Source organism: Kitasatospora sp. NPDC048540, from assembly GCF_040651175.1.
Lineage (GTDB): Bacteria > Actinomycetota > Actinomycetes > Streptomycetales > Streptomycetaceae > Kitasatospora.
Map to the genome: position 1 here is coordinate 1 of NZ_JBEZIR010000044.1, position 25,884 is coordinate 25,884.

Annotated in this window: 19 protein-coding genes and 1 pseudogene; 8 read left to right on the forward strand and 12 right to left on the reverse strand. The window is 71.6% G+C overall.

The annotated features are described in order from the left end of the window. Nucleotides 1-88: 88 nt before the first annotated feature. Together radA and disA are read left to right on the forward strand one after the other, a co-directional pair. Entirely contained in the window at nt 89-1,681 is a 1,593-nt protein-coding gene (radA, locus tag AB0D08_RS18915) for a DNA repair protein RadA (RefSeq protein WP_033819985.1), read from the forward strand. Between the two features lie 277 nt (nt 1,682-1,958). Next, the gene (disA, locus tag AB0D08_RS18920; RefSeq protein WP_033819993.1) at nt 1,959-3,017 is read left to right on the forward strand and encodes a DNA integrity scanning diadenylate cyclase DisA; all 1,059 of its coding nucleotides are present in this window, start codon (nt 1,959-1,961) and stop codon (nt 3,015-3,017) included. 144 nt (nt 3,018-3,161) lie between these two features. Here the strand turns inward: disA and AB0D08_RS18925 are convergent, their stop codons facing one another. Continuing rightward, on the reverse strand, nt 3,162-3,791 hold the full coding sequence (locus AB0D08_RS18925; RefSeq protein ID WP_158515487.1) for a helix-turn-helix domain-containing protein: 630 nt from the start codon (nt 3,789-3,791) through the stop codon (nt 3,162-3,164). Between the two features lie 137 nt (nt 3,792-3,928). Here AB0D08_RS18925 and AB0D08_RS18930 point away from each other — a divergent pair, with 137 nt between their 5' ends. Then, entirely contained in the window at nt 3,929-5,479 is a 1,551-nt protein-coding gene (locus AB0D08_RS18930; protein WP_359890044.1) for an MFS transporter, read from the forward strand. Nucleotides 5,480-5,613: 134 nt separating this feature from the next. Here AB0D08_RS18930 and AB0D08_RS18935 read toward each other — a convergent pair whose 3' ends face one another. Further along, complete coding sequence (locus tag AB0D08_RS18935; protein ID WP_033819986.1) at nt 5,614-6,552, reverse strand: helix-turn-helix transcriptional regulator; 939 nt, start codon at nt 6,550-6,552, stop codon at nt 5,614-5,616. Between the two features lie 310 nt (nt 6,553-6,862). On the opposite strand from AB0D08_RS18935, the gene AB0D08_RS18940 reads away from it, so the two are divergent. Next, complete coding sequence (locus tag AB0D08_RS18940; protein ID WP_033819987.1) at nt 6,863-7,771, forward strand: NADP-dependent oxidoreductase; 909 nt, start codon at nt 6,863-6,865, stop codon at nt 7,769-7,771. A 117-nt stretch (nt 7,772-7,888) separates the two neighbouring features. Here AB0D08_RS18940 and AB0D08_RS18945 read toward each other — a convergent pair whose 3' ends face one another. Beyond that, complete coding sequence (locus AB0D08_RS18945; RefSeq protein ID WP_033819988.1) at nt 7,889-8,806, reverse strand: hypothetical protein; 918 nt, start codon at nt 8,804-8,806, stop codon at nt 7,889-7,891. A gap of 304 nt (nt 8,807-9,110) precedes the next feature. Between AB0D08_RS18945 and AB0D08_RS18950 the strand changes: the two genes are divergently transcribed. Together AB0D08_RS18950 and AB0D08_RS18955 are read left to right on the forward strand one after the other, a co-directional pair. Continuing rightward, complete coding sequence (locus tag AB0D08_RS18950; protein WP_359890048.1) at nt 9,111-9,887, forward strand: rhomboid family intramembrane serine protease; 777 nt, start codon at nt 9,111-9,113, stop codon at nt 9,885-9,887. A 155-nt stretch (nt 9,888-10,042) separates the two neighbouring features. Beyond that, on the forward strand, nt 10,043-10,939 hold the full coding sequence (locus AB0D08_RS18955; protein WP_033819990.1) for an A/G-specific adenine glycosylase: 897 nt from the start codon (nt 10,043-10,045) through the stop codon (nt 10,937-10,939). A 229-nt stretch (nt 10,940-11,168) separates the two neighbouring features. Here the strand turns inward: AB0D08_RS18955 and AB0D08_RS18960 are convergent, their stop codons facing one another. Beyond that, a complete protein-coding gene (locus AB0D08_RS18960) occupies nt 11,169-12,788 on the reverse strand; it encodes an MDR family MFS transporter (RefSeq protein ID WP_033819991.1) in 1,620 nt (539 codons plus the stop codon). Between the two features lie 217 nt (nt 12,789-13,005). On the opposite strand from AB0D08_RS18960, the gene AB0D08_RS18965 reads away from it, so the two are divergent. After that, the gene (locus AB0D08_RS18965; RefSeq protein ID WP_359890052.1) at nt 13,006-13,656 is read left to right on the forward strand and encodes a helix-turn-helix domain-containing protein; all 651 of its coding nucleotides are present in this window, start codon (nt 13,006-13,008) and stop codon (nt 13,654-13,656) included. Nucleotides 13,657-13,720: 64 nt separating this feature from the next. Here the strand turns inward: AB0D08_RS18965 and AB0D08_RS18970 are convergent, their stop codons facing one another. Beyond that, a complete protein-coding gene (locus tag AB0D08_RS18970; RefSeq protein WP_359890055.1) occupies nt 13,721-14,716 on the reverse strand; it encodes a M23 family metallopeptidase in 996 nt (331 codons plus the stop codon). A 480-nt stretch (nt 14,717-15,196) separates the two neighbouring features. On the opposite strand from AB0D08_RS18970, the gene AB0D08_RS18975 reads away from it, so the two are divergent. Further along, nucleotides 15,197-16,375, forward strand: a complete 1,179-nt coding sequence (locus tag AB0D08_RS18975; protein WP_359890058.1) for a beta-eliminating lyase-related protein — start codon at nt 15,197-15,199, stop codon at nt 16,373-16,375. 101 nt (nt 16,376-16,476) lie between these two features. Here the strand turns inward: AB0D08_RS18975 and AB0D08_RS18980 are convergent, their stop codons facing one another. The 7 genes and pseudogenes from AB0D08_RS18980 to lysX all read right to left on the reverse strand — a co-directional run. Further along, entirely contained in the window at nt 16,477-18,831 is a 2,355-nt protein-coding gene (locus AB0D08_RS18980) for an immune inhibitor A domain-containing protein (protein WP_033819983.1), read from the reverse strand. Nucleotides 18,832-19,177: 346 nt separating this feature from the next. Beyond that, nucleotides 19,178-21,691, reverse strand: a complete 2,514-nt coding sequence (locus AB0D08_RS18985; RefSeq protein ID WP_033819982.1) for an ATP-dependent Clp protease ATP-binding subunit — start codon at nt 21,689-21,691, stop codon at nt 19,178-19,180. Nucleotides 21,692-22,532: 841 nt separating this feature from the next. Then, the gene (locus AB0D08_RS18990) at nt 22,533-22,883 is read right to left on the reverse strand and encodes an Lsr2 family protein (protein WP_033821627.1); all 351 of its coding nucleotides are present in this window, start codon (nt 22,881-22,883) and stop codon (nt 22,533-22,535) included. Between the two features lie 131 nt (nt 22,884-23,014). Then, entirely contained in the window at nt 23,015-23,545 is a 531-nt protein-coding gene (locus tag AB0D08_RS18995; protein ID WP_033821628.1) for an amino-acid N-acetyltransferase, read from the reverse strand. A 9-nt stretch (nt 23,546-23,554) separates the two neighbouring features. Further along, on the reverse strand, nt 23,555-24,073 hold the full coding sequence (locus tag AB0D08_RS19000; protein WP_359890062.1) for a BlaI/MecI/CopY family transcriptional regulator: 519 nt from the start codon (nt 24,071-24,073) through the stop codon (nt 23,555-23,557). 101 nt (nt 24,074-24,174) lie between these two features. After that, the gene (locus AB0D08_RS19005; RefSeq protein WP_033821630.1) at nt 24,175-24,330 is read right to left on the reverse strand and encodes a hypothetical protein; all 156 of its coding nucleotides are present in this window, start codon (nt 24,328-24,330) and stop codon (nt 24,175-24,177) included. Nucleotides 24,331-24,334: 4 nt separating this feature from the next. Next, nucleotides 24,335-25,861, reverse strand: a pseudogene (lysX, locus tag AB0D08_RS19010) (bifunctional lysylphosphatidylglycerol synthetase/lysine--tRNA ligase LysX); the annotation flags it as partial. Nucleotides 25,862-25,884 lie beyond the last annotated feature (23 nt).

Below are 25,884 nucleotides of genomic sequence, written 5' to 3' on the forward strand. Positions count from 1 at the left end.
GGGCCGGGCGCCGGGGCCGCGGGCGGCGCGGGAGGGCGGGCCCGCGGTCCGGGCCGGACTGTCGTACCCACCCGCTACGGTTGGCCGCATGGCTGCCCGCACCAAGACCACCGCCAAGCCCCGCCCGGCGTACCGCTGCACCGAGTGCGGCAACCAGCTCCCGAAATGGGTCGGCCGGTGCCCCGAGTGCAACGCCTGGGGCACCGTCGAGGAGTACGGCGCCGTCCCGATCCGGACCACCGCCGCCGGACCGGTCAGCTCCCCCGCCAAGCCGATCGGGCAGATCGACGGCCAGGTCGCCACCGCCAGGACCACCGGGGTGCCCGAGCTGGACCGGGTGCTCGGCGGCGGCATCGTCCCCGGCGCGGTGGTGCTGCTCGCGGGCGAGCCCGGTGTCGGCAAGTCGACACTCCTGCTGGACGTCGCCGCCAAGGCCGCCAGCGACCGGCACCGCACCCTGTACGTCACCGGCGAGGAGTCGGCCGGGCAGGTCCGGCTCCGGGCCGACCGGATCAACGCGCTCTCCGACCACCTCTACCTGGCCGCCGAGTCCGACCTGGGCGCGGTGCTCGGGCACATCGAAGCCGTCAACCCCGGGCTGCTGATCCTCGACTCGGTGCAGACCATCGCCTCCGCCGAACTCGACGGTGCCCCCGGCGGCCCGGCCCAGGTCCGCGAGGTGGCGGGCGCGCTGATCCGGGCGTCCAAGGAGCGCGGCATGGCGACGCTGCTGGTCGGCCACGTCACCAAGGACGGCCAGATCGCCGGCCCCCGCCTGCTGGAGCACCTGGTCGACGTGGTGCTCAGCTTCGAGGGCGACCGGCACGCCCGGCTGCGCATCATCCGCGGCGTCAAGAACCGCTACGGCGCCACCGACGAGGTCGGCTGCTTCGAGCTGCACGACGAGGGGATCGAGGGGCTGGCCGACCCGTCCGGCCTGTTCCTGACCAGGCGTGACAAGCCGGTGCCCGGCACCTGCCTGACCGTCACCCTGGAGGGCCGGCGCCCGCTGGTCGCCGAGGTGCAGGCCCTGATGGTGGACTCCCAGATCCCCTCGCCCAGGCGGACCACCTCCGGACTGGAGTCGCCCCGGATCGCGATGATCCTCGCCGTCGTCGAGCGGCACGGCGGCGTCAAGCTCGGCAAGCAGGACATCTACACGGCGACGGTCGGCGGGGTGAAGCTCAGCGAGCCCTCCGCCGACCTGGCCATCGCGCTCGCGGTCGCCAGCTCCTCGTCCGACACCCCGCTGCCGAGCAACCTGGTCGCGATCGGCGAGGTCGGCCTGGCCGGTGAGGTCCGCCGGGTCACCGGGGTGCAGCGGCGGCTGGCGGAGGCTCACCGGCTCGGCTTCACCCACGCGCTCGTCCCGCCGGACCCGGGCAAGGTGCCGCCGGGGATGACGGTGGTCGAGGTCGCGGACATCGGCGAGGCCCTGCGTGCCATCCCGGGCCGCCGCCGGGGACCGGCCAAGCCGCGTACCGAGGACGCCAAGGCGCCCGTCGGCGCGACGGCCACCGGGGCCGCGCGGACCGCCGCCGGAGGCTCCCGCACGGCTGCCGGGGCCGCCCGGACGGGCCGTCCGGCGGGGGCCGCGGCCGGGGTGGCGGCGGTCGTTCCGGCCTATCCGGAGGAGCTGATGGAGGGCTGGGAGCCGGTCGACTCCGACGAACTGCGCTGACTCATGCCCCGTTAATGCCGCACGCAGTTAGACTTTGCCCTGTCTAATTGGCAATAAGTGCAGTACTGCGCCTATTTCCGGAATCGACGAGCGGTGACGAGCGGTACGGCGGGCCCGAGAGCGCGCGGTACGGCGAGCCGTGCAGACAGACCAGCGAAGACCGAGCGAAGACCAAGCGACAGACCGTCGGGCGCCGTGCCACACGGTCCGGGGCGGCCGGAGGAGTCACGTGGCAGGCAGCGACCGGGCGGACAAGTCCTCCCGCGAGGAGACCCTGCTGCGGGCCTCCCTCAGCGCGATCGCGCCGGGCACGGCGCTGCGGGACGGCCTGGAGCGGGTCCTGCGCGCCAACACCGGCGGACTGGTGGTGCTCGGCTTCGACAAGAGCGTCGAAGCCCTGAGCACCGGCGGGTTCGTGCTCGACGTCGAGTTCACCGCCACCCGCCTGCGCGAGCTGTGCAAGCTCGACGGCGCGGTGATCCTCGACAAGGACAGCACCAAGATCGTCCGGGCCGGGGTCCACCTGATGCCGGACGCCAACATCCCCACCGACGAGACCGGCACCCGCCACCGCACCGCCGAACGCGTCAACCGCCAGACCGGCTACCCGGTGGTCGCCGTCTCGCACTCGATGCGGCTGATCGCGATGTACGTCAACGGCAGCCGCCGCGTGCTGGAGGACTCCACCACCGTCCTGTCCCGCGCCAACCAGGCGCTGGCCACGCTGGAGCGCTACAAGCTGCGCCTCGACGAGGTGGCCGGCACGCTCTCCGCGCTGGAGATCGAGGACCTGGTGACCGTGCGGGACGTCTCCGCGGTGGTCCAGCGACTGGAGATGGTCCGCCTGATCGCGGCCGAGATCGCCGGCTACGTGCTGGAGCTCGGCACCGACGGCCGCCTGCTCTCGCTCCAGCTGGACGAGCTGATCGCGGGCGTGGAGCCGGAGCGCGAACTGGTCGCCCGGGACTACTTCCCCGAGCGCGCCGCCAAGAAGGGCCGCACCGTCACCGAGGTGCTGGCCGACCTGGAGGCGCTCACCCACGCCGAGCTCCTCGACCTGCAGACCGTGGCCAAGGCGCTCGGGTACACCGGCACGCCGGAGTCGCTGGACTCGGCCGTCTCGCCGCGCGGGTACCGCCTGCTGGCCAAGGTGCCCCGGCTGCCCAACACGGTCATCGAGCGGCTGGTCGAGCACTTCGGCGGGCTGCAGAAGCTGCTCGCGGCCAGCATCGACGACCTGCAGACGGTGGAGGGTGTCGGCGAGACCCGGGCGCGCTCCGTACGCGAGGGGCTGTCCCGGCTCGCAGAATCGTCCATCCTCGAGCGCTACGTCTGATCCGGCGGGCCGGATGGTCGGAGCGCCGGACGGGCTGCGGGCCGGATGGGCTGCGGGCCGGATGGTCGGAGCGCTGCCGGGGCTGCGGGGCAGCCGGCCGGTGGGTTCGTGGGCCGGTGGCTGTGAGTGGGGGCGCGGGGGCGCTCAGGTGGTCCGGCTGGTCGGGGTGCTGCTCCCGAGCGGGCGGGCGGCGTAGAGCAGGGTGAACAGGGTGACGTCGACGGCGTCCTCGTCCGTGCAGTCACCCTCCTGCGCCAGTTCGTCCAGGATCCCGCCGAGCTGGTTGCGCAGTCGGACCAGCCGCTCGGGGCGGATCCGCATGCCGAAGTGGCTGAACTTCGAGTACCGGGGCGTCCCGTCCGGGGCGAAGATCGGCTCCAGTTCCTGGCTGAGGTACTTGTTCTGGAAGTCGGACCGGATCATGTCCATCGCGGCGAGGAGTGCGGCGAGCGCCTCCGGACGTTCCGAGCTGCCGGAGGCGAAGACCTCGGGTGACAGGCGGAGTGAGCGCTGGGCGGTCCGGTACCGGCTCTCGACGATGCCGGAGACGAGCCGGGTCTCGGCGACCATGATCAGGTCGGCCTGCTCCAGCTGCTTGATGTGCCGGTACAGCTTGGTCGGGGTGTCGCCTAGCTCCGTGGCGATCTCCTTGACGGAGAGCGCCCCGGGGTCGCGCTTGTAGAGGGCGTTCAGGATGGCCAACCGGACCGGGTCCGCCAGAGCCTTCAGGGTCTGGACGTCCTTGACCTCGCGCTCTTTCACCTGATCAGACACGTTGTCACCTTCCCAGAACGTCAACGCTTGCGCAATCATTCTCGCATCTGCAACCATTCACGCAAGCGTGAATGGTTGCAGATTGGTGAGCATCCACGCTTGCGTGAGCATCTACGTTTGGGTGAAAGGCGGGGGCCATGAAGTCGGATCAGGCGCACGGGGCAACGCCGACCGGGCCGAGGGGTGCGGGCGGGCCGCACATCGCTCCTCCGGTGCGGCCGGTTGAGCGGCCGGAGGGATCGCAACAGTCCCCACCGGGCCACTCCCGCCCCGCATCCGCATCATCCGCGTCCGCTGCAGGCCGCTCGGGGGCGCCCGCCGACCCCGCGCACGCCCCCGCCGACCAACCATCCGCCCCCACGACGTCCACCCTCACGACGTCCGCCGCAGCAACGCCGTCGTCGACATCGCCACCGCCCGCGACCGGGACGGAGACCGAGCCCGAGTCGGAGTCGGAGCCCAACCCCGAGCCGACGTCCGGCGCGCTCGTACCGCTGCGCCGCAACTGGCGCTTCCAGGTGCTCTGGGGTGGTGCGGCCTCCGCGATGCTCGGTACCTGCATCGCGGACACCGCGTACCCGCTCCTCCTGCTGGCGATGACCGGGTCCGCGTCGACGGCCGGGGCCTTCGGGGCCGTCCAGTTCACCGCCTCGCTGTTGCTCGGCATCCACGGCGGCGCGGTCGCCGACCGCTACGACCGCCGCCGGATCCTGCTGGTGGCCGACTCGGCGCGGCTGCTCGCGGCGCTGAGCATCCCGGTCGCGCTCCACCTGCATCACCTGACGGTGGTGCACACCCTGCTGGTCGGTGCGGTGCTGGGGGCCACCATGGCGTACTCCGGCCCGGTCCGGATGCTGGTGCTCAGGGCGGTGGTGCCGCCGGAGCAGTTGCGGCAGGCGCTCGCACAGGACGAGTTGAGGGTCGGTGGGGCGAGCCTGCTCGGGCCGCCGCTGGCCGGCTTCCTGCTCGGACTCGGCCGGTCGGTCCCGTTCCTCGGGACCGTGGTGGCCTCGCTGCTCGCGCTGACCGCGGCGTGGAGCGTCCGCTTCGACAGCCGCCCGAAGCCCGGCGCCGCCGGGACCGCCTGGTCCGGTGGGGCACTGGACGGCCTGCGTCACCTGCTCGCCGACCAGCAGCTGCGGATGACCCTGCTGGTGCCGTTCCTGCTCAACCTGGCCGGGTCCGCGATGGTGCTGCCGGTGATGGTGCTGCTGCGCGACGGGGGGACGTCGAGCAGCGGGATCGGGTTCGCGATCGCCGGTGAGGCGGTGGGCGGCCTGCTCGGTGCGCTGCTGGTGCGGCGGCTGCACTCGCTGATGGGGCCGGGACGGTTGCTGCTCTCGGTTGCCTGGGTGTCCGTGCCGCTGTTCCTCGTCCCTGCCGTGCTGGGCGGGCCGGTGGCGGTGTTCGGGACACTCGCCGTGATGATGCTCGGGGTGCCGTCGCTGCGGGTGATGGTCGACGTGTTGATCTTCCAGCAGGTCCCCGACGAACTGCGCGGCCGGGTGATCGCGGCCACCATGACCGCCTTCATGCTCGGCATCCCGGCCGGGACCCTCGGCGCCGGTGTGCTGCTCGACCACCTCGCGCCCGGCACCACGCTGTGCCTGTTCGCCGCTCTGCTGGCCGCGGCGCTGGTGGCACCCACCTGCAGCCGCGCCCTGCGCGGGGCGCGGTGGCCGGCCTGATGGGGAACCGGGCTGCCCGGCCCGGGAACGGGGCGCCAAGGCCTTGAGCCGGTGCCGCGTCAGAAAACCGTTGCTCTTCCATGACGTGACGCACCGTCCGGACCGGTTCTACGGCCGGATCGGCCGGATGTCTGTCAGGCCGTACCGGCGCCGGAATCCGCGCTCCGGGTCGGGGTGGCTGCGCTCCAACTGCCCAGTAGCCGAAGGGCGGTGTCGTCCGGGGTGCCGGCGTCGGCGGCGAGGACGACCAGGGCCTGGCCCTCGTCACCGGGCAGGGCAACGGTCTCGTAGTGCAGTTCGAACTCGCCGACCAGGCGGTGCCTGAAGCGCTTGGTGCCGTACGTCTTGTCCCGGACCTGGCGTTCGGCCCACAGTGCGGGGAACTCCTCGCATTCGGCCTCGAGTTCGGCGATCAGGGCGGCGAAGCGCGGGAGGTCCCCGAACCGGCCGGCCGAGAAGCGCAGGTAGCCGACGGTCTGCCGGGCCACCTGTTCCCACTCCGGGTACAGCTCGCGGGCCACCGGCTCGAGCAGGATGTGTCGGGCCAGGTTGAGTCGCCCACCGGGCAGGGCAGCCGGACGAGTTGGACCGGCCGGCTCGGCGGGCTCGGCCGGCTCGGCCGCGTTCAGGATGATCGCGATGGCGAGCCGGTTGGCGGCCAGTACCTCCATGTCCGGGCCCATCACGTACGCCGGGACGGCCCCCACCGCGTCGAGCAGCCTGAGCAGGCCGGGCCGGACCCGCGGTGCGACGCCGTACGGCCCGGTGCCCGGACGGGGTTGGCCGGCCGGGCGGGCCGGGGGCCGGGCGAGGTCGTGGAGGTGGGTCCGCTCGGTGCGGTCCAGCCGCAGGACCCGGGCCAGGGCGTCCAGTACGGCCTCGGACGGGTTGGCCGCCCGGCCCTGTTCCAGGCGCATGTAGTAGACGGCGCTGACCCCGGCGAGGGCGGCCACCTCTTCCCGGCGCAACCCCGGTACACGGCGCGGCCCGTACTCGGGCAGGCCGACGTCCTCCGGTGTCAGCCGGGCCCGCCGGGAGCGCAGGAACGGGCCGAGCTCGTGGGTGCTTTCCATGTCGGTCAAGTATGCGCAGGCCGGGCCTCGGATGGCAGGCCTCGGACTGTCCCTGCCAGTACCACCCACGCGCCCCGGGTGGGTGGTACTGGCAGGGGAATGGCCGGCCGTGGGGAGGAGGGCGAGGGTGGTTCCCGGTGCAGGGCCCGGCGTGGACCGTCGGCGTCGTTCGAGCGTTGCCGCAGTCGGCGGTCCGGCGGTCCGGCTCCCCGGCTCGCCGGCGGTTCGACGGTCGGCGGCCTTCACCGCCGTCCGGCCGCCCCTGGCCGGGGCGGGGTTCGAAGTGCTTTGAGGTTCAGGAGTGTTGGCGATGCGCGCAGTGGTGTTCTCCCGGTTCGGCGACGAGAGCGTGTTGGAGTCGGTCGAGTTGCCGGTGCCTCGTCCGGCGCCGGGTGAGGTGCTGGTGCAGGTCCGTGCCGCCGGGGTCAACCCGGTGGACTGGAAGGCCCGCGAGGGCTGGGTGGGCACCGGCCGACCGTTCCCGCTGGGCCTCGGCTGGGACGTGGCGGGCGTGGTGGTCGGCTCCGCGGCGCCGGAGGGCCCGGCGGTCGGCGACGAGGTGTACGGCATGCTGCCGCTCCCGTACGGCGCGGCCTACCAGGAGTTCACCACCGTCCCGGCGGCCGCGGTCGCCCCGAAGCCCGCGGCGCTGACCTTTGAGCAGGCGGCGGCCGTGCCGCTGGCCGCGCTGACCGCCTGGCAGGCGCTGGACGCGGCGGGGGTGAAGGGCGGTGAGCGGGTCCTGGTCCAGGGCGGTGCCGGCGGGGTCGGCCACTTCGCCGTTCAGCTGGCCAAGGCGCGCGGGGCCCGGGTGTTGGCCACGGCCTCCGGCCGCAACCTCGGATTCCTGCGCGATCTGGGCGTGGACGAGGCGATCGACCACACCCGCGGCGACCTCGCGACCGTCGACCCGGTCGACCTGGTGATCGACGCCGTGGGCGGGCGGGTCCAGCGGGAGTCCTGGGGGCTGTTGCGGGCCGGCGGCACGCTGATCACGCTGCCCGAGCCGCTCGACGAGGCCCACCGCAGGCCCGGCATCGACGCCCGCCGGGTGGTGGTGTCCCCGGACGGCGCGGCACTGTCCCGCATCGGCGAGCTGATCACGGCCGGGGTGGTCCGGGTGGAGGTCCAGCAGGTGCTGCCGCTCGACCGGGCGGCCGACGCGCACCGGATCAGTGCGGGCGGCCGGGTCCGCGGCAAGCTCGTCCTCACCATCTGAACGGCGGGGGCCCCGGGCGGCCGACGGCTGTCAGTGACCCCGCACCCTGCCCCGCCCCGGCCTGCCCGGCCCCGGCCTGCCCCGCCCAAGCCCCTAGGGCGGGCGCGGAACCGACCGTCAGGCGGCGTCCAGGCGGATCGAGGTGCGGGCCACCAAGGGGCCCCCGGCCGGGCCGGTCAGGTCGGCCTGGACCCGGTAGGTGTCCGGGGTGGCCGCGCCGCCGTCGGTGGAGGCGCACTGCGGCTTGCTGCGGCTGCGGTCCCAGCTGAAGGTCTCGGTCAGGCCGCTGCCCGAGGACACCTGCACCCAGGTGCTCTGACGGTCGGTCGGGCAGTCGCCGGACGACCAGAACCGCTCGCCGCTGCTGGCCGTGACGGTGATGGTCGAGGCGGCTCGGCCGAGGTCGACACGGCAGTTCGGGCCGGAGGTGTTGCGGACGGTCAGGGTGACCCGGGGCTTGTCCTTCGGCTGGTACGAGGGCTGCGCGCTGGCCAGTTCCAGGGTGATCTGCGATGCGGTGCAGACCGGCAGGGCGAGTACCTCGGCGGTGTTCACCTGCGGTCCGCCGGTGCCGCCGGCACTACCCGTACCGCCGCCGGTGCCGGCACCCGTGCCGCCCGTGCCACCTGCGCTGCCGCTCGAACCGGCTCCCGTACCCGTGCCAGTGGTGCCCGCACCGCTGGCGCCGCCCGTACCGGTGGAGTCCCCGCTGCCGGTGCCCCCGGTCAGGCTCACGTCGCCGCCGCTGCCGCCGGAGACGCTGCCGGAGCCCGTGCCACCGGCGCCGCCGGTCCCCGAACCGCCGCTGCCGCCGGGGCGGCCGGTGTTGGCGGAACCGGTCGGTGACGCACCGGGCGTGATCGACTGGGCGGGCGCCGGGTGTGCGTTGTGGGCGGGCTGCTTGCCGCCGTCCGAGCCTGACGTCAGCCAGAAGATCAGTGCGAGGACACCGATCAGTGCGGCGAAGACGACAAGTCGCCGCCGCCAGTAGATCGACGCCGGCAGCGGTCCCACGGGTTGACGCAGAGAGGGCACGGGCAAACTCTACGAGACTGTGTGCACCCGTTGACGCATCAACACTGCACCGGGGTCACTTCCTTCACATGATCCGCCATTTGCTCCGGTCGGGGGAACGGATCCGGCGGCAACGCCGGCTGCGCCCGGGCGGTACGAGGTCCTGCGCGAACTCCCGGGACGGCCCTGGTGTGCGGCGCGGACGAGCATCGGGCGGGCCGGGCCGCGAAGGTCCAGGGGAACCGGCGGGGCGGCCCGCAAGGGGCGGAACCCGCTGCCGAAAGGGGGCGGACGACGCCCGGGTGCTGGTCCTATAGTCGGCCTCATGGCCACGGACCCACGCCCCGCACTCGATCCGGCCCGCATGATCGCCGAAGCGCGCCGGGCGTTCTTCGTGATGTTCGCGTTCCTGGCTCTCATCTGGCTGCTCCAGCTGGCCAACTGGGCCGACGACAACCAGCTCGCACGCGACTACGCGATCGTCCCGCGCGAGACCGACCGGCTGCCCGACATCTTCACTGCGCAGTTCCTCCACCTCAACTGGCAGCACATCGAGGCCAACTCCGGCCCGCTCTTCGTCTTCGGCTTCCTCGCCGCGTACCGGGGAGTGAAGAAGTTCCTCGGCCTGACCGTGCTGATCGTGCTGACCGGCGGTGCGATGATCTGGTTCTTCGAGCGCGATCACGTCTACACCGTCGGCGCCAGCGGGCTGGTGTACGGCTACTTCGGATACGTCGTGCTGCGCGGGGTGTTCGACCGCAACCTGATCGACAGTCTGATCGGCCTCGTGATGGGCGCCTCCTTCGCGTACCTCCTCCTCAACGCGGTGCCCGGCACCCCCGGTGTCAGCTGGCTGGGACATCTCGGCGGCCTGCTCGGCGGGTTGGCCGGCGCGTGGATCTTCCGCGACCGTGAACGTGACCGCGGCCGCCGCGCGGCCGCGGCGCCACCGGCATCACAGGCAGCCCCGACGGCCACGGCCACGGCCACGGCCACCGCCACCGGTACGACGACGCCCGCCACCCGCGCCGACGCACCCGCCCAGGGCGCCCCCAGCCCCCGCGCCGCCCTGCTCAAGGAACTGGACGACCTCGGCCTCTGACCCCGGACGCGCTCGTGCGTCGGTGCCCCAGGCCCCCAGGCCCCCAGGCCCCCAGGCCCCCAGGCCCCCAGTGCCCGAGCGCCCGAGCGCCCGAGCGCCCGAGCGCGCACCGTCCGGTCCGGTGCCCCGCCCGGCCGTGGGAGGATCGAAGGGCCATGGTTGCCATCACTGCCGTCACCCCGGCCCCGCTGCTCCACACCACCGTCATCGACTGGTACGAGGCCAACGCCCGCGACCTGCCCTGGCGGACCCCGGACGCCTCACCGTGGGCCGTCATGGTCAGCGAGTTCATGCTCCAGCAGACTCCGGTCAAGCGGGTGCTCCCCGCCTACGCCGCCTGGATGGAACGCTGGCCCACCCCTGCCGACCTGGCCGCGGACGCACCCGGCGAGGCCGTCCGGATGTGGGGGCGCCTCGGCTACCCGCGCCGGGCGCTGCGCCTGCACGCCGCCGCGGTGGCGATCACCGAACAGCACGGCGGCCGGGTGCCGCAGGACCACTCCGCGCTGCTGGCCCTGCCCGGCGTCGGTGAGTACACGGCTGCCGCGGTGGCCTCCTTCGCCTTCCGGCAGCGGCACGCGGTGCTGGACACCAACGTCCGCCGGGTGTTCGCCCGTGCGGTCACCGGGGTCGAGTACCCGGCGCAGGCGACCACGGCGGCCGAACGCCGGACCGCCACCGAACTGCTGCCGCACACCGCCGAGACCGCCGCCACCTGGGCCGTCGCGGTGATGGAACTCGGCGCGCTGGTCTGCACCGCCCGCAGCCCGGAGTGCACCGAGTGCCCGTTGCTGAGGCAGTGCGCGTGGCAGCGGGCCGGCCGCCCGCCGTACGAGGGCCCGGCCCGGCGCGGGCAGACCTACGAGGGCACCGACCGGCAGGTGCGCGGCAAGCTGCTGGCCGTGCTCCGCGAGGCGCACGGCGAGGTGCCGCAGGCGCGGCTGGACGCGGTCTGGCCCGAACCGGTGCAGCGGGCCCGGGCCTTGGACGGGCTGGTCGCGGACGGGCTGGTGGAGCCGGTGGCCCCCGGCGTCTACCGGCTGCCGGTCTGACCCCTTCCGATTCCGGCCGGGCCCGACTCCCACCTGCCCGACCCCGGCCTCGGCCCCGGTCCCGGCCCCGCTCACCCGGTCACTTCCCATCACCCGCACGTCCCGCCCAACGCCCGAAGGGCCCGCCCGGAGATCCGGACGGGCCCTTCGCTTCGTCGTACTGCGGCACCCGGCGCGGTACTCAGGTGTCCGCGCGCCACGGTGCGCGGGGTACCGGCGCCAGCAGTCGTCAGACTGCCTCGAGCTGCGGCTCGGGCTTCTGCGCGGCGCCGCGCAGCGGGATCTCCCGCAGGAAGATCGCCGCGGCGACCGCGATCAGGCTGACCACGGCGCCCCAAAGGAACACGGTGTGCATGCCGTTGGAGACGGCGTGGTGCGCCAGGTCCTGGACGGCGGCGGTGGCCGTCTTCAGGCTGGTCGGGTCGAGCGCCTGCTGGCCGCTGTCCGCGGCGGCAGTGCCGCCACCCGCGCCCTGGCCACCCTGGCCGGACTGGGCGGCCTTGGCGGCCGCCTCGGTCAGGGTGTCCTTGACCCGGTTGTTGAACAGGGCGCCGAACAGGGCCACACCGAAGGAGCCGCCGATGGTGCGGAACAGGGTCGCGGAGGAGCTCGCGACGCCCATGTCCTTGAGCTCCACGCTGTTCTGGGCGACCAGCATGGTGATCTGCATCAGGAAGCCCATGCCGGCGCCGAGCACCACCATGTAGCAGGAGGAGGCGAACCGGCCGGTGTCGGTGCCGAGGGTGGAGAGCAGCAGCGAGCCACCCGCCATCACGGCCGTTCCGATGATCGGGTAGATCCGGTACTTGCCGGTCTTGGAGACGGCCTGGCCGACCACCAGCGAGACGGCGAGCATGCCGAACATCATCGGCATCAGCAGCAGGCCGGAGTTGGTCGCCGAGGCGCCCTGCACGATCTGCTGGTACAGCGGCAGGTAGGCGACCGCGCCGAACATCGCGAAGCCGACGATGAAGCCGATGATCGAGACCATCGTGAAGTTGCGGATCTTGAACAGGGCGAGCGGGATCACCGGCTCCTCGGCGCGCTGCTCGACGTAGCAGAAGCCGATCAGCGAGGCGGCGCCGAGCGCGGCGAGGCCCAGGATCTGCTTCGAGCCCCAGTCGTACTGCTGGCCGCCCCAGGTGGTGATCAGGACCATCGAGGTGATGCCCGCGGTGAGCAGCAGCGCACCGAGGTAGTCGATCTTCGCCTTGGAGCGCATCTTCGGCAGGTGCAGGGTGAGCACGATGAAAGCCAGCGCCACCGCGCCGAGCGGCAGGTTGACGTAGAACGTCCAGCGCCAGCTCAGGTGGTCGGTGAGGAATCCGCCGATCAGCGGGCCGCCGACGGTGGCGAGCGCCATGACGGCGGCGAACATGCCCTGGTACTTGCCGCGGTCACGCGGCGGGACCAGCGCACCCATGATCGACATCACGCCGACCATCAGACCGCCGGCGCCGAGGCCCTGGAGGGCGCGGAAGGCGATCAGCTGGGTCATCGAGTCGGACACGCCGCACAGCGCCGAGCCGACCAGGAAGATCACGATCGACGTGAGGAAGGTGCCCTTGCGGCCGTAGAGGTCGCCGAGCTTGCCCCAGATCGGGGTGGAGACGGCGGTCGCCAGGGTGTACGCGGTGACCACCCAGGCGAGGTGCTCCGAGCCGCCGAGCTCGCCGACGATGGTCGGCATCGCCGTACCGATGATCAGGTTGTCGAGCATCGCCAGCAGCATGGCGATCACCAGGCCGATCATCACCACGCGGATCTCGCGTGCCGACTTCGGCTCGGGCTCGGTCGCCCCCGCGGCCGGCGGTTGGTCCGCCGCGGCCTCGACCTGCTGTTGTGACATGGTGTGACTCCCGGAAACGTGGCTGGGCCGCGTCTCCCGCGGCTCACTTACTTGACGACCGGCTAGTGAATCGTCGGCTCGCACGGTAAGTTGTTCCCCAGCCGGGCGTCAAGCCAGTTTCGGCGCGGACCCCGTGGGCAGGGAGAATGCACCACGAGGCCGCCCGAACACCGGAGCGAGCCGCCCACCACCGCCGTCACGAGGCAGGCCGCCAGTCATGAGCACGACCCAGAGCCCCCGCAGCGACACCCGTGCGCGGATCCTCGACGTGGCGTTGGAGCTCTTCGCGGCACAGGGGTACGAGAAGACCTCGCTGCGGGAGATCGCGGACCGCCTCGGCGTCACCAAGGCTGCGCTGTACTACCACTTCAAGACCAAGGACGACATCGTCCGCGGCATCGTCCGGAGCATGGCGGCGCCGATCGACGAGGCCATCGCCTTCGGCGAGGGCAAGCCGTGGTCGCCGGAGCTGCGGGACGAGCTGGTGCGCCGGTTCGCCGCCGGGATGGTCGAGCGGGCGCCGCTGCTGCGGTTCTTCCACGAGAACCAGCCCGCCCTCCGGGAGTCGGAGGCCGGGCTGGAGTTCAAGGAGCGGATGGTCGCGATGATCCGGCTGGTGCACGGCCCGGACGCGACCTTCCACGACCGGCTGCGCGCCACCATGGCGCTGTTCTCGATCAACTCGACGCTGTTCCTGCTCAAGCAGGACGACGGCGAGCAGTGCGGTCCGGGCGGCTCGGGCCACCCCCGCGCCGGGACGCTGGAGGAGGCCATGGCGGCGGCCCTGGAGGTCGCCCTGGAGATCTCCGGTCGGATCGAGCCGGCCGGGCCGGCCCGGCCGGTCGAGCCGACTTCGGTTCAGGGCTGACCACTGACCGCCGGCCACTGACCGCCGCTCCCCGACCACCCCTGGCCCCCGCCCGCTACGGGCCTCAGGCCCCGACGGCACCGTGCGAGCGCAGGTACTGGACCGGGTCGATCACGGCGCCGTACTTGTTGGCGGTGCGGATCTCGAAGTGCAGGTGCGGGCCGGTCGAGTTGCCGGTGTTGCCGGACAGGCCGATCTGCTGGCCCGCGGACACCTTCTGGCCGGCGTGCACGCCGAGCTTGGACATGTGGGCGTACTGGGCGAACTTGCCGTCCGCCAGCTTCAGCACGATCTCGTTGCCGTACGCGCCGTCGAGCTTGGCCGAGACGACGGTGGCGTTGCCGACCGCCAGCAGCGGGGTGCCGACCTTGACGGCGTAGTCCTCGCCGGTGTGGTACCCGGCCGCGTAGGAGTGGTTGATCTTGCCGAACGGGTTGCTGTGCGCCCCGCTCGCCACCGGGACGGACCACTCGGGAGCCGGAGCCGGAGCCGGAGCCGGAGCCGGAGCCGGAGCGGGAGCCGGTGCCGGAGCGGGCGCCGGGGCCGGGGCAGGCGCCGGGGCGGCCTCCGGGGCGGGAGCTGCAGCCGGCGCCTCGGCAGCCGGTGCCTCGGCAGCGGGGGCGGCCGGGGCGGCCTCCGGAGCCGGGGTGGCGTCGAGGTTGCTCGCCACCGCCACGGCGGCCTGGGAGGAGGCCGACTTCGGCACCTTGTAGGCGGCCGGGGCGGAGATCTGCACGACCGCGGCCGGGTCGGCCGGTGCGGCGGCCGCGGTGAACGCGGAGCTGCCCGGGGTGGTCGGGTGCACGGTCATGGCGTGCGCGGAGCCCGCCGGGATCAGCATCGCGCTGACCGCCAGTACGGCGGCGCCGCCCCACGCCACGCTCGCGCGGCGGTCCTGCATCCGGTCGAGCACCGCGCCGCCGTTCAGCCCGTTCAGGCCCTTGAGGCCGTTGAGGCCCTTGATGCCGTTCAGGGACTGGATGGCGGGGATACCGCGCTGGGCCGCGGCGGACCCGACGGCGGTGAGCAGCTTGCGGCCGGTGCGGGGGAGAGAAAGCATCGGTGACGTACCTCGCGGTCGGGGGAGCAGCACGCGGCAGGGCCGGGTCGGCCCGGCGTACCGGTGGGGACCACTCAGGTGTAACCGTCACCCTGAGCAGCCCCAAACGGTGTGACGTACTACGGCCGCTAGTGAGCGGGGCCCTCCGCCGGCTCTCCGGCGGCCCTCCGGGCGGGCGACGATCTTCGGCGCGGCCGCTGCGCCCGGGGCCCGATCGTTCCCCGGCCGGTGCGGCGGGAAGCCGCGGTCACCGGCCGGTCGCACTCCGCACGGTCTACTATCCGCCCTCGTACCGAGGTGACAGGCTGTGACCAGTACCACCGGCGGGGCCCCGCCAAACCACCCCAAATTAGAGAATCTCAGCCGATCTCGCCCGCTCCCGGGCTGCTCACGGCCGATCTCGCCCGCTCCCGGCCGTTGCCGGCGAGGGAGGCTGCGTCACAGCGGCCCGGGCGGCGGCGGATCGGCGATGATCGGGGCATGAGCGCAGCTGCCCGCCCGCCCGGTGACGTTCCCCCGCCCACCGACCCCGCCCGCAGGTTCGCGGCCCTGCGCGGCTGCGACCGGATCCTGTCCGGGGCCCGGCCGCGGACCATCCGGGAGCGGCTGGCCGCACTGGCCGCGCTGTCCAAGGGCGGGGAGGGCGGGGAAGGCGCGGCGGGCGCGGCGGAGCTGTACGACCTGGACGAGGCCGTGGACTTCTACGGCAGCGGCATCGTGCGGGCCCTGGAGGGGCGGGTGGCGGGCCTGCTCGGACTGGCGGACGCGGTCTACTTCCCGACCGGCACGATGGCCCAGCAGGCGGCCCTGCAGTACTGGGCGGACGGCGAGGGCCGGACGGTCGCCATGCACCCGCTGGCCCACCCGGAGGTGCACGAGCAGCGCGCGTACTCGGTGCTGAGCGGGCTGCGGACGGTCTGGCCGACCCGGGCACCGCGGCTGCCCACCCCGGCGGAGCTGCGGGCGCTCGGCGAGCCCTTCACCACGTTGATGCTCGAACTGCCGCTGCGGGACGCCGGCTTCGTGCTGCCCACCTGGCCGGAGCTGACCGCGCTGGTCGAGGCGGCCCGGGAGCTGGGCGCGTACGTCCACCTGGACGGCGCCCGGCTCTGGGAGACGGGGCCGCACTTCGGCCGGACGCTGCCGGAGATCGCCGGGCTCGCCAACTCGGTCTACGTCTCCTGCTACAAGACGCTCGGAGCGACCAGCGGCGCGCTGGTGGCGGGCGACGAGGAGTTCGCGCGGGGCGTACGGGTCTGGCGGCACCGGTACGGGGGCCGGCTGTTCCAGCAGTGGCCGGCGGTGCTCACCGCGCTGTCCGGGCTGGACACCGAACTGCCACGGCTGGGCGCCTACGTGGCCAACGCCAAGGAGGTGGCCGCGGCGCTGGCGGCGACGCCCGGGGGCCGGGTCAACCCGGACCCGCCGCACACCCACCAGTTCCAGTTCTGGCTCCCGTACCCGGCGCACGCCCTGAACCGGGCCAACATCCGGCTCGCCGAGCTGCAGGGCGTCGGCCTGTTCGGCGGCTGGGACGAGCCGGGGGTGCTGCCGGGTTTCTCGATGACCGAGATCACGGCCTCCGAGGCCGCGCTGGACTGGACGCCCAGGGAGATCACCGAGGCGGTCGCCCTCTTCCTGGAGCTCGCCCAGGTGTAGGGCGCGTTGGCGAAGCCCCGCCGTTCCCCCGGAACGCGCCGCGGCCCCGGCGGGGGAACCCGCCGGGGCCGCAGCTGTTCACTGCATCAGCTGACCTGAGGTCACTTCACCGGGTGGACCCGGATGATGGTCTCCAGGTTGTTCCAGCTCTGCCACAGCACGTCGATGCGGGTGTGGGTGTCCGGAACCTGGACGCTGCTGAACGGCGTAGCAGGGTCGTAGTACTTGGTGGTGTGGTCGTTGAAGGAGCTGACGGCCTTCGACGACGGGATCTTCGTGAGCACGTCGGCCTTGTCGAGCTTCAGGCCGTCGGTGCGCTCGAAGCCGAAGGTGGAGTCGTAGCCCTGCAGGCGCGGACGCATGTAGGTGCCGTCGGCCCACTTCAGCGGGGCCGGGTGGGAGTCGATCGGGAGGATCAGACCCTGGCCCGGGTGGTTGGTGACGTTGTTGTCGGACTGCGACTCGTCCCACAGCCAGATCAGAACACCGTTCTGGTTGGCGTAGTGCTCGACCATGTTCGGCTTGGCGGCCGAACCGAAGACGTACGGGCCGGTCTTCAGCATGGTGTCGTACGAGACGTACTGACGGTTCTCCACCAGGTAGTGCTGGGCGTAGTCCTTGGAGAACTTGCCCGTGATGCGGGAGAAGCCGGCCGCGGTCCAGCCGTTGTCGCCGTTCTCGGCACCGTCGGTGAAGACGGCCGCGTTGTCGGCGGTGACCTTCACGTCGTCGATCGCGAGGCCCTTGAGGTGGACACCGCCGTCGGTGACGTTGTGGAAGCGGAACTGGATGCTCTTGCCCGCGTAGGCGTCGAGCGGGAAGACCAGGTCGCCCCAGGTGTTGTTGGTGGTGCCGTTGATCGCCGGGTGGTTCGCACCGTCGACCGGCAGCGCCGCGCCGTTGAAGGTACCGGCGACGGCGGTCCAGTTCTTGCCGCCGTCGGTGGAGACCTCGCCGTAGGCGTAGTCGTAGTCGGTCTCGAGCTCGTACCAGGCCTTGGCCGACAGGCTGGCCGAGGTCTTGCCGGTGAGGTCGATGGTGCGGGTCAGCGAGACGTTCAGGTCGTCCGCGCTACCGCTCCACCACTCGTTGCCGCCCGCGAAGGGGGTGTTGATCTCGGTGGTGACGGTCTTCTTCGGCAGGTCCATCACGATGGCCTGCGGCCGCTTCGTGTTGTACTCCACCGGGCCGAGCCAGTGCAGCGAGTCCTTGCCGGCCTGGGCCTTGTCGAACTTCAGCCAGCCGAGCTGCAGCTTGCTCCAGACGTCGAGGTCGGCGGGCTTGTCGCCGATCTCGTTCTTGCCGGTGCCGAGCCAGGAACCGGACGACATCAGCGACCAGAAGCCGACCGAGTTGTCGTTGCCGGAGCCGGAGGTGTCGTAGAGGTCCGGCAGACCGAGGTCGTGGCCGTACTCGTGCGCGAAGACACCGAGGCCGCCGTTCTCCGGCTGCATGGTGTAGTCGCCGACCCAGATGCCGGAGTTGCCGACCGGGGTGCCGCCGAGCTTGTTGGCGTCCGGACCGGCCTGGCCGGACAGCGCGCCGTAGACGTACGAGCGGTGGGCCCACAGGGCGTTGGTGCCCTGGACGCCGCCGCCGGCCGACTGGTCCTCACCGGCGTGCACGATCTGGAAGTGGTCGATGTAACCGTCGGGCTCGTTGAAGTTGCCGTCGTGGTCGTAGTCGTACCGGTCCCACTGGTCGTAGCCGGCGATCGTGGCCTTGATCTGCGCGTCCGTCTGGCCCTTGGCCTTCTGGTCGGCGACCCAGGCGTTGATGCCGTCGCGGATCAGGTCCTGCGCGTTGTTGCAGACGTGCTGGCCGCAGTAGTCCGAGCCGTAACGGGCCTCGTTCCACGGCACCTTGACCCAGTCGGTGACCTGGCCGTCGACCGAGTACCGGCCCGAGGACTGACGCTCGTAGAAGGTCTTCAGCGAGTCGCCGGTCTTCGAGAAGTACAGGTCCTGGTAGTGCTGCTGGTTGTAATCGGCCTGCCAGGCGGTCGAGTTGTTGGTCGCCCGGTCCGGCGCGGCGATCTGGTTGTGCGCCGGGCCGGGGGTGCCGCCGTACTTGACGGTGCCGTCGGGCAGCTTGGTGGTGTTGTCCACCTGGTCGCTGAAGTCGACGAGGATGGTGAAAATCTTGTCCGTGCGCTCGCGACCGAGCTCCACGTACTTGTCACGGCCCAGCTTGATGCTGGTGCCACCGCCGTGCGACTCGATGGTGGCGGTGCCGTTGACCAGCTGGTCGACGGCCGCCTTCTGCTCGGCCTCGACCTTCCCGGAGAGCGGGCCGGGAAGCGAGTCGTCGAGCTTGGTGCTCAGGGCTGCGTCGGCCGGGTCACGGGGGACAGCGTTCGGGGCGGCGACGGCCGTTCCCGGGAGCATCCCCGCACCGAGCGCGGCGACGGCCGCGACGGCAGCGGCGGCCGCGGCGGCCTTCCTGGATATCTTCAACGTGGTGACGTCCTCCCCTTACCGGCACAGCTCTTGGCCAGCCGGTGAACCAATGAAAGACAGGTGGACGACATTTGATCCAAGAGCTAGTAAAAAAGAAAGACCTTGACCATGGCATGGCCACGCCGCTATCCTCCAGGCCGCCCGGATCAGCTGATAGTCAGTCAAATCGGTTGCTAAGCACCGCCGTCAGGGCCCCGTTCGTATCCGTAGGACCGCCGGGATCGTGCTCCAAGGGTGAAAAGTCTGGATTTTCACAGCAATTGGATCCGTAAACAGTTTTGCAACTGAAAACGCCGCGGCCCCGACACTCGGTCGGGGCCGCGGCGCTATTCGGCTGCGGTTACTACTTGGTGAGATCCGGACCCGCGGTGCTCACCGCGGCCGGGGTGTCGGCCACCGCCGACTTCTCCTCGCCGCGGAAGGTGAACTTGGCCTCCTTGCCCTCACCCTCCGTACCGACCACCACGATCTGACCGGCCCGCAGCTCACCGAAGAGGATCTTCTCGGAGAGGTGGTCCTCGATCTCGCGCTGGATGGTCCGGCGCAGCGGACGGGCACCGAGCAGCGGGTCGTAGCCGCGCTTGGCGAGCAGCTTCTTGGCCTCGACGCTGAGCTCCAGGCCCATGTCGCGGTCCTTCAGCCGGCCGTCCACCTTGTCGATCATCAGGTCGACGATCTGGATGATGTCTTCCTCGGACAGCTGGTGGAAGACCACGATGTCGTCGACACGGTTCAGGAACTCGGGCCGGAAGTGCTGCTTGAGCTCCTCGCTGACCTTGGCCTTCATCCGCTCGTACCCGGTCTGGGCGTCACCCGTGGCCGCGAAGCCGAGGTTGAAGCCCTTGGAGATGTCCCGGGTGCCGAGGTTGGTGGTCATGATGATGACCGTGTTCTTGAAGTCGACCACCCGGCCCTGGGAGTCGGTCAGGCGACCGTCCTCCAGGATCTGCAGCAGCGAGTTGAAGATGTCCGGGTGGGCCTTCTCGACCTCGTCGAACAGCACCACCGAGAACGGCTTGCGGCGGACCTTCTCGGTCAGCTGGCCGCCCTCCTCGTAGCCCACGTAACCGGGCGGGGAGCCGAACAGCCGGGAGACCGTGTGCTTCTCGGAGAACTCGGACATGTCGAGCGCGATCAGCGCGTCCTCGTCGCCGAACAGGAACTCCGCCAGCGTCTTGGACAGCTCGGTCTTACCGACACCGGACGGGCCGGCGAAGATGAACGAGCCACCGGGGCGCTTCGGGTCCTTGAGGCCCGCACGGGTGCGCCGGATGGCCTGCGAGAGCGCCTTGATGGCGTCCTTCTGGCCGATGACGCGCTTGTGCAGCTCGTCCTCCATGCGCAGCAGCCGGGAGGACTCCTCCTCGGTGAGCTTGAAGACCGGGATGCCGGTGGCCGTCGCCAGCACCTCGGCGATCAGCTCCTCGTCCACCTCGGCGACGACGTCCATGTCGCCGGCCTTCCACTCCTTCTCCCGCTTGGCCTTGGCCTGCAGGAGCTGCTTCTCGTTGTCGCGCAGGGACGCGGCCTTCTCGAAGTCCTGCGCGTCGATCGCGCTCTCCTTCTCGCGGCGCACGTCGGCGATCTTCTCGTCGAACTCGCGGAGGTCCGGCGGCGCGGTCATCCGGCGGATGCGCATCCGGGAGCCGGCCTCGTCGATCAGGTCGATCGCCTTGTCCGGCAGGAAGCGGTCCGAGATGTACCGGTCGGCCAGGGTCGCGGCGGCGACCAGCGCGGCGTCCGTGATGGACACCCGGTGGTGCGCCTCGTAGCGGTCCCGCAGGCCCTTGAGGATCTCGATGGTGTGCGGCAGCGACGGCTCCGCGACCTGGATCGGCTGGAAGCGGCGCTCCAGCGCGGCGTCCTTCTCCAGGTGCTTGCGGTACTCGTCGAGCGTGGTGGCGCCGATGGTCTGGAGCTCACCGCGGGCCAGCATCGGCTTGAGGATCGACGCGGCGTCGATCGCGCCCTCGGCGGCGCCCGCGCCGACCAGGGTGTGCAGCTCGTCGATGAACAGGATGATGTCGCCGCGGGTGCGGATCTCCTTGAGCACCTTCTTCAGGCGCTCCTCGAAGTCACCGCGGTACCGCGAACCGGCCACCAGGGCGCCCAGGTCCAGCGTGTACAGCTGCTTGTCCTTGAGCGTCTCCGGGACCTCGCCCTTGACGATCGCCTGGGCCAGGCCCTCGACCACGGCGGTCTTGCCGACGCCGGGCTCACCGATCAGCACGGGGTTGTTCTTGGTGCGGCGGGACAGCACCTGCATGACCCGCTCGATCTCCTTCTCGCGCCCGATCACCGGGTCGAGCTTGGCCTCGCGGGCGGCCTGGGTGAGGTTGCGCCCGAACTGGTCCAGGACCAGCGAGGTGGAGGGGGTGCCCTCGGCGGGGCCGCCGGCCGGGGCCGACTCCTTGCTGCCCTGGTAGCCCGAGAGCAGCTGGATGACCTGCTGGCGCACCCGGTTGAGGTCGGCGCCCAGCTTCACCAGGACCTGGGCGGCGACGCCCTCGCCCTCGCGGATCAGGCCGAGCAGGATGTGCTCGGTGCCGATGTAGTTGTGGCCGAGCTGGAGGGCCTCGCGGAGCGACAGCTCCAGGACCTTCTTCGCCCGGGGGGTGAAGGGAATGTGACCGGACGGTGCCTGCTGGCCCTGCCCGATGATCTCCTCGACCTGCTGGCGGACCGCCTCGAGCGAGATCCCGAGGCTCTCCAGCGCCTTGGCGGCGACACCCTCGCCCTCGTGGATCAGGCCCAGGAGAATGTGCTCGGTGCCGATGTAGTTGTGGTTGAGCATCCGGGCTTCTTCCTGAGCCAGGACGACAACCCGCCGCGCGCGGTCGGTGAACCTCTCGAACATCGTTAATCGCTCCTCAGAGCGGTCGGTCAGTTCGGGGTCCGTCCCCGCCCTGTCCTTCCGCATGCTAGTCCCGCTCAGCGGCGCGGCCATGGGCCTCTCCCGCCCGTCGCCGGACGAGAAGAGTCAACCCCACTCGCGTGGGGAATCATGCAGCGCGACCAGCCGACACCAGTCCCAACCTGATGCTGGGAGACGGTGTTCCCACAGGTGGGCCCGATGCACCCGATACCGCTACGCCATCGGCGAACAAGCGCTGCCGAGGGCGGGGCGGCCGGTCTCGCATCCTGCCAGCGGTCGGGGCCGTTCGACCCCTCCCGCCTGCATTCATACCCGGTATTCCGGCGAGTTTCGCGCAGTTTCCCGGGTGGCGGTGTTCGCCTGGCGAGAAGTCCGGCGGCCGATCCGTCCGGCCCGCCGCCGAGCTGACGGCGGCTCGGCCGCCCCGCGAGCCGCGCTCGACCCGGGTGGGGTCCGTCGCGGCGGCCGGACGACCGGCGCCGACTGGGCCGGCCACCCGATCAGGTGCCGTCCGCGTGACCGCTTCGCCCTTACAGCGTTGCACAGCCCGGGACCGTCCCGCCGCTCGTGGCCCGTCCCGGTCCGGACGGCGGACGCTGGGGCCTGCGCCCCGGCGGTCCGTGGCCGGGCGGAACTCCGGCCGCCGCCGTGCGGGCGCCCGGCGGCGCCGGGCCGCGCTGCGGCCCGGCCGCGGCCGGGAACGGGCGGCCCGGCCCTGAACCTGGGCCCACCCGGTCTGCGGCGGCTGTGCGACTGCCCGGCGGCCGCCCGCGGCCGTGACCTGCCGGTCCCGGCGCCGACGCCCCGGAGGACCCCGGTGGGGTCAGGAGGCGTGCGCCTTCTCGTAGTCCTCGCGCACGTTGCTGGGCACCCGGCCGCGGTCGTTGACCTGGTAGCCGTTCTCCTTCGCCCAGTTCCGGATCTTCGCGGTGTCCGGCTGTCCCGCGGAGGACCGGCCGGCCGCCCGGCCGCTGCTGCGACGGGGGGCGCTGAGCCGCCCGCTCTGCTTGCGGCCCTTCTCGACGTACGGGGCCAGCAGGCCGCGCAGCTTCTCCGCGTTGTCGCTCTTCAGGTCGATCTCGTAGGCAACGCCGTCCAGCGCGAACGTGACCGTCTCGTCCGCCGAGCCGCCGTCGAGATCGTCTTCCAGAATGACTTGAACCCTCTGTGCCACGGGCTTCCCTTTCCGTGTCAACAACTCATTGCCTGGAGAAAGGAAACCGCCTTTTCCCGGAAAACACAAACCCCCGGGCGTCCCCGGGGGTGTGCGACATGCGCGACAAGGCACTCGGCGCGCGCCCGGACTCAGTAGAGTCGCAGCAGCATGCGGGAGTTGCCCAGGGTGTTCGGCTTCACCCGCTCCAGGTCCAGGAACTCCGCGACACCTTCATCGTACGAGCGCAGGAGTTCTTCATAGACTTCCGTGGCGACGGCGGCCGGGTCTGACGTACGATCGTCGGTTTCACCGATCTCGACGAAACCGTGTTTCGCGAAGAAGTCGACCTCGAACGTCAAGCAGAAAATCCGACGGACTCCCAGCCAGCGCGCGGTCTGCAGCAGCTTGTCGAGCACCAGGTGGCCGAGGCCGTGGCCCTTGCAGGCCGGGTCGACCGCCAGGGTGCGCACCTCGGCCAGGTCCTCCCACATCACGTGCAGGGCGCCGCAGGCGACCACCGTGCCGGTGTCGTCGCGTTCGGCGACCCAGAACTCCTGCACCGATTCGAACAATGTGACTGTGGGCTTGTCCAGCAGAATCCCGTCCCGCGAGTAGGCGTCGATGAGCCCTCGCACGGCCCGCACATCGGTGGTCCGCGCCCGGCGGATGGTGACCTCCATGGCGGGACGTTATCGTGCGGGCGGCCAAGGGGTCTCCCCGGTATCGCCCGGCGGCGTATCGGGGCGCCCGGTATCGGCCACCGGCGTATCGGCCACCGGCGTATCGGCCACCGGCGTATCGGCCGCCGGGGTATCGGTCGAGGGCGTATCGACCGGCGCGGTATCCGGGAACGGCCCCGCCACCCGCAGCGCGTCCCGAAGGGCGTCGCGCTGCTCGGGCGACATCAGGCCGAAGAAGTGCACCAGTGCCGCGGCCGGATTGTCACTGGTCGCCCACGCGTCGTTCATCAGCGCGGCGGTGTATGCCTCGCGGGACGAGACCGGCTCATATCGATACGCCCGGCCCGCCTGCTCCCGCCGCAGCCAGCCCTTTCGGTACAGCTTGTCGAGCACGGTCATCACCGTCGTGTACGCGATTTCGCGTTCCGACTGCAGATCCAGCAGAACCTCGCGAACCGTGACCGGGCGGTTCCACTGCCACACCCTGGTCATGATGTCGTTCTCGAGTTCTCCGAGTTGCCGCACCATAGTCCGGCCAGGATAGGGGTGTTTCGGACAGAATCGGGCCCGGCGGAAACGACACCGGCGCGCCGCCACCCGCTGGGGTGACGGCGCGCCGGTCGCGGCTGCTATTCGCCCGTGGTGGAACGGGCCGCGAGGGCGTCGGCGGCGGCGTCCTCCTTGGCCCGCTGGGCCCCGCCCTGGCTGCGGATGATCGCCCGCACCAGGAAGCCGAAGCCGATCGCCATGACGAGCGGCGGCACGATCGCGCTGACGTAGTCCATCAGGTCACTCCTCCTCGGCGGCCGCGGCCGCCTGCTTGGCCTCCGGCTTCACCAGCGGGAAGAGCACCGTCTCGCGGATGTTCTTGCCGGTGAGCAGCATGATCAGGCGGTCCACACCGAGGCCCAGGCCGCCGGTGGGGGGCATCGCGTACTCCAGGGCGCGCAGGAAGTCCTCGTCCACCTGCATCGCCTCGACGTCGCCGCCGGCCGCCAGCAGGGACTGGGCGGTCAGCCGGGCCCGCTGCTCGACGGGGTCGATCAGCTCGGAGTAGGCGGTGCCGATCTCGGTACCGAAGATCACCAGGTCCCACTTCTCGGCCACGCCCGGGATCGAGCGGTGCTGGCGGGTCAGCGGCGAGACCTCGGTGGGGTAGTCCCGGATGAAGGTCGGCTTGATCGCGTTGTGCTCCAGCAGCCGCTCGATCATCTCCAGCACGATCTGGCCGTGGCCCCACTCCTTCTCGTAGGGCACGCCGGCCTCGTCGGCGAGCTTGCGCAGCTCCTCGACGGAGGTGTCGGGGGTGATCTCGGTGCCCAGGTGGGCCGAGATGCCGGGGTAGACGCTGACCTCGGTCCACGGCTCGGCCAGGTCGATCTCGTGCTCGGTGCCGTCGGGGCCGATGCCCCGGACCACGGTGGTGCCGAGCGCGTCGCGGGCGGCGTTCACGATGGTCGCCCGGATCAGCTCGGCCTGGGTGTCGTAGTCGCCGTAGGCCTCGTACGACTCCAGCGAGGTGAACTCCGGGTTGTGGGTGGAGTCCGCGCCCTCGTTGCGGAAGTTGCGGTTGATCTCGAAGACCTTCTCGGCGCCGCCGACCACCAGCCGCTTGAGGTACAGCTCCGGGGCGATCCGCAGGAAGAGGTCGATGTCGTACGCGTTGATGTGGGTGGTGAACGGGCGGGCGTTGGCGCCGCCGTGCACCGGCTGCAGCATCGGGGTCTCGACCTCGATGTAGCCGCGCTCCTCGTAGGTGCGGCGGATCGAGCGGACCACCTTGCTGCGCAGGTGGAGGATCTCGCGCGCCTCGGGGTTGACGATCAGGTCCACGTACCGCTGGCGGACCCGGGCCTCCGGGTCGGTCAGGCCCTTGTGCTTGTCCGGCAGCGGCCGCAGGCACTTGGCGGTGAGCTCCCAGCGGTCGACCATCACGGACAGCTCGCCGCGCTTGGAGGTGATCACCTCGCCCTCGACGCCCACCTGGTCGCCCAGGTCGATGTCGGACTTCCAGGCCGCCAGCCGCTCCGGTCCCAGCTTGTCCAGGGAGAACATCACCTGGAGGTCGCCGGAGCCGTCCCGCAGGGTGGCGAAGCAGAGCTTGCCGCCGGTGCGGGCCAGGACCACCCGGCCGGTCACGCCGGCCCGCTCGCCGGTCGCGGTGTCCGGCTCCAGGTCGGGGTGCTTGGCGCGGAGGTCCGCGATGCTGGTGGTGCGGGGGAAGCCGACCGGGTACGGGTCGACGCCGGCCGCCCGGAGCCGCTCCAGCTTTTCGCGCCGGACGCGCATCTGCTCGGGAAGGTCGTCGGTCGCGGGGACAGTGCTCTGATCGGTCACCC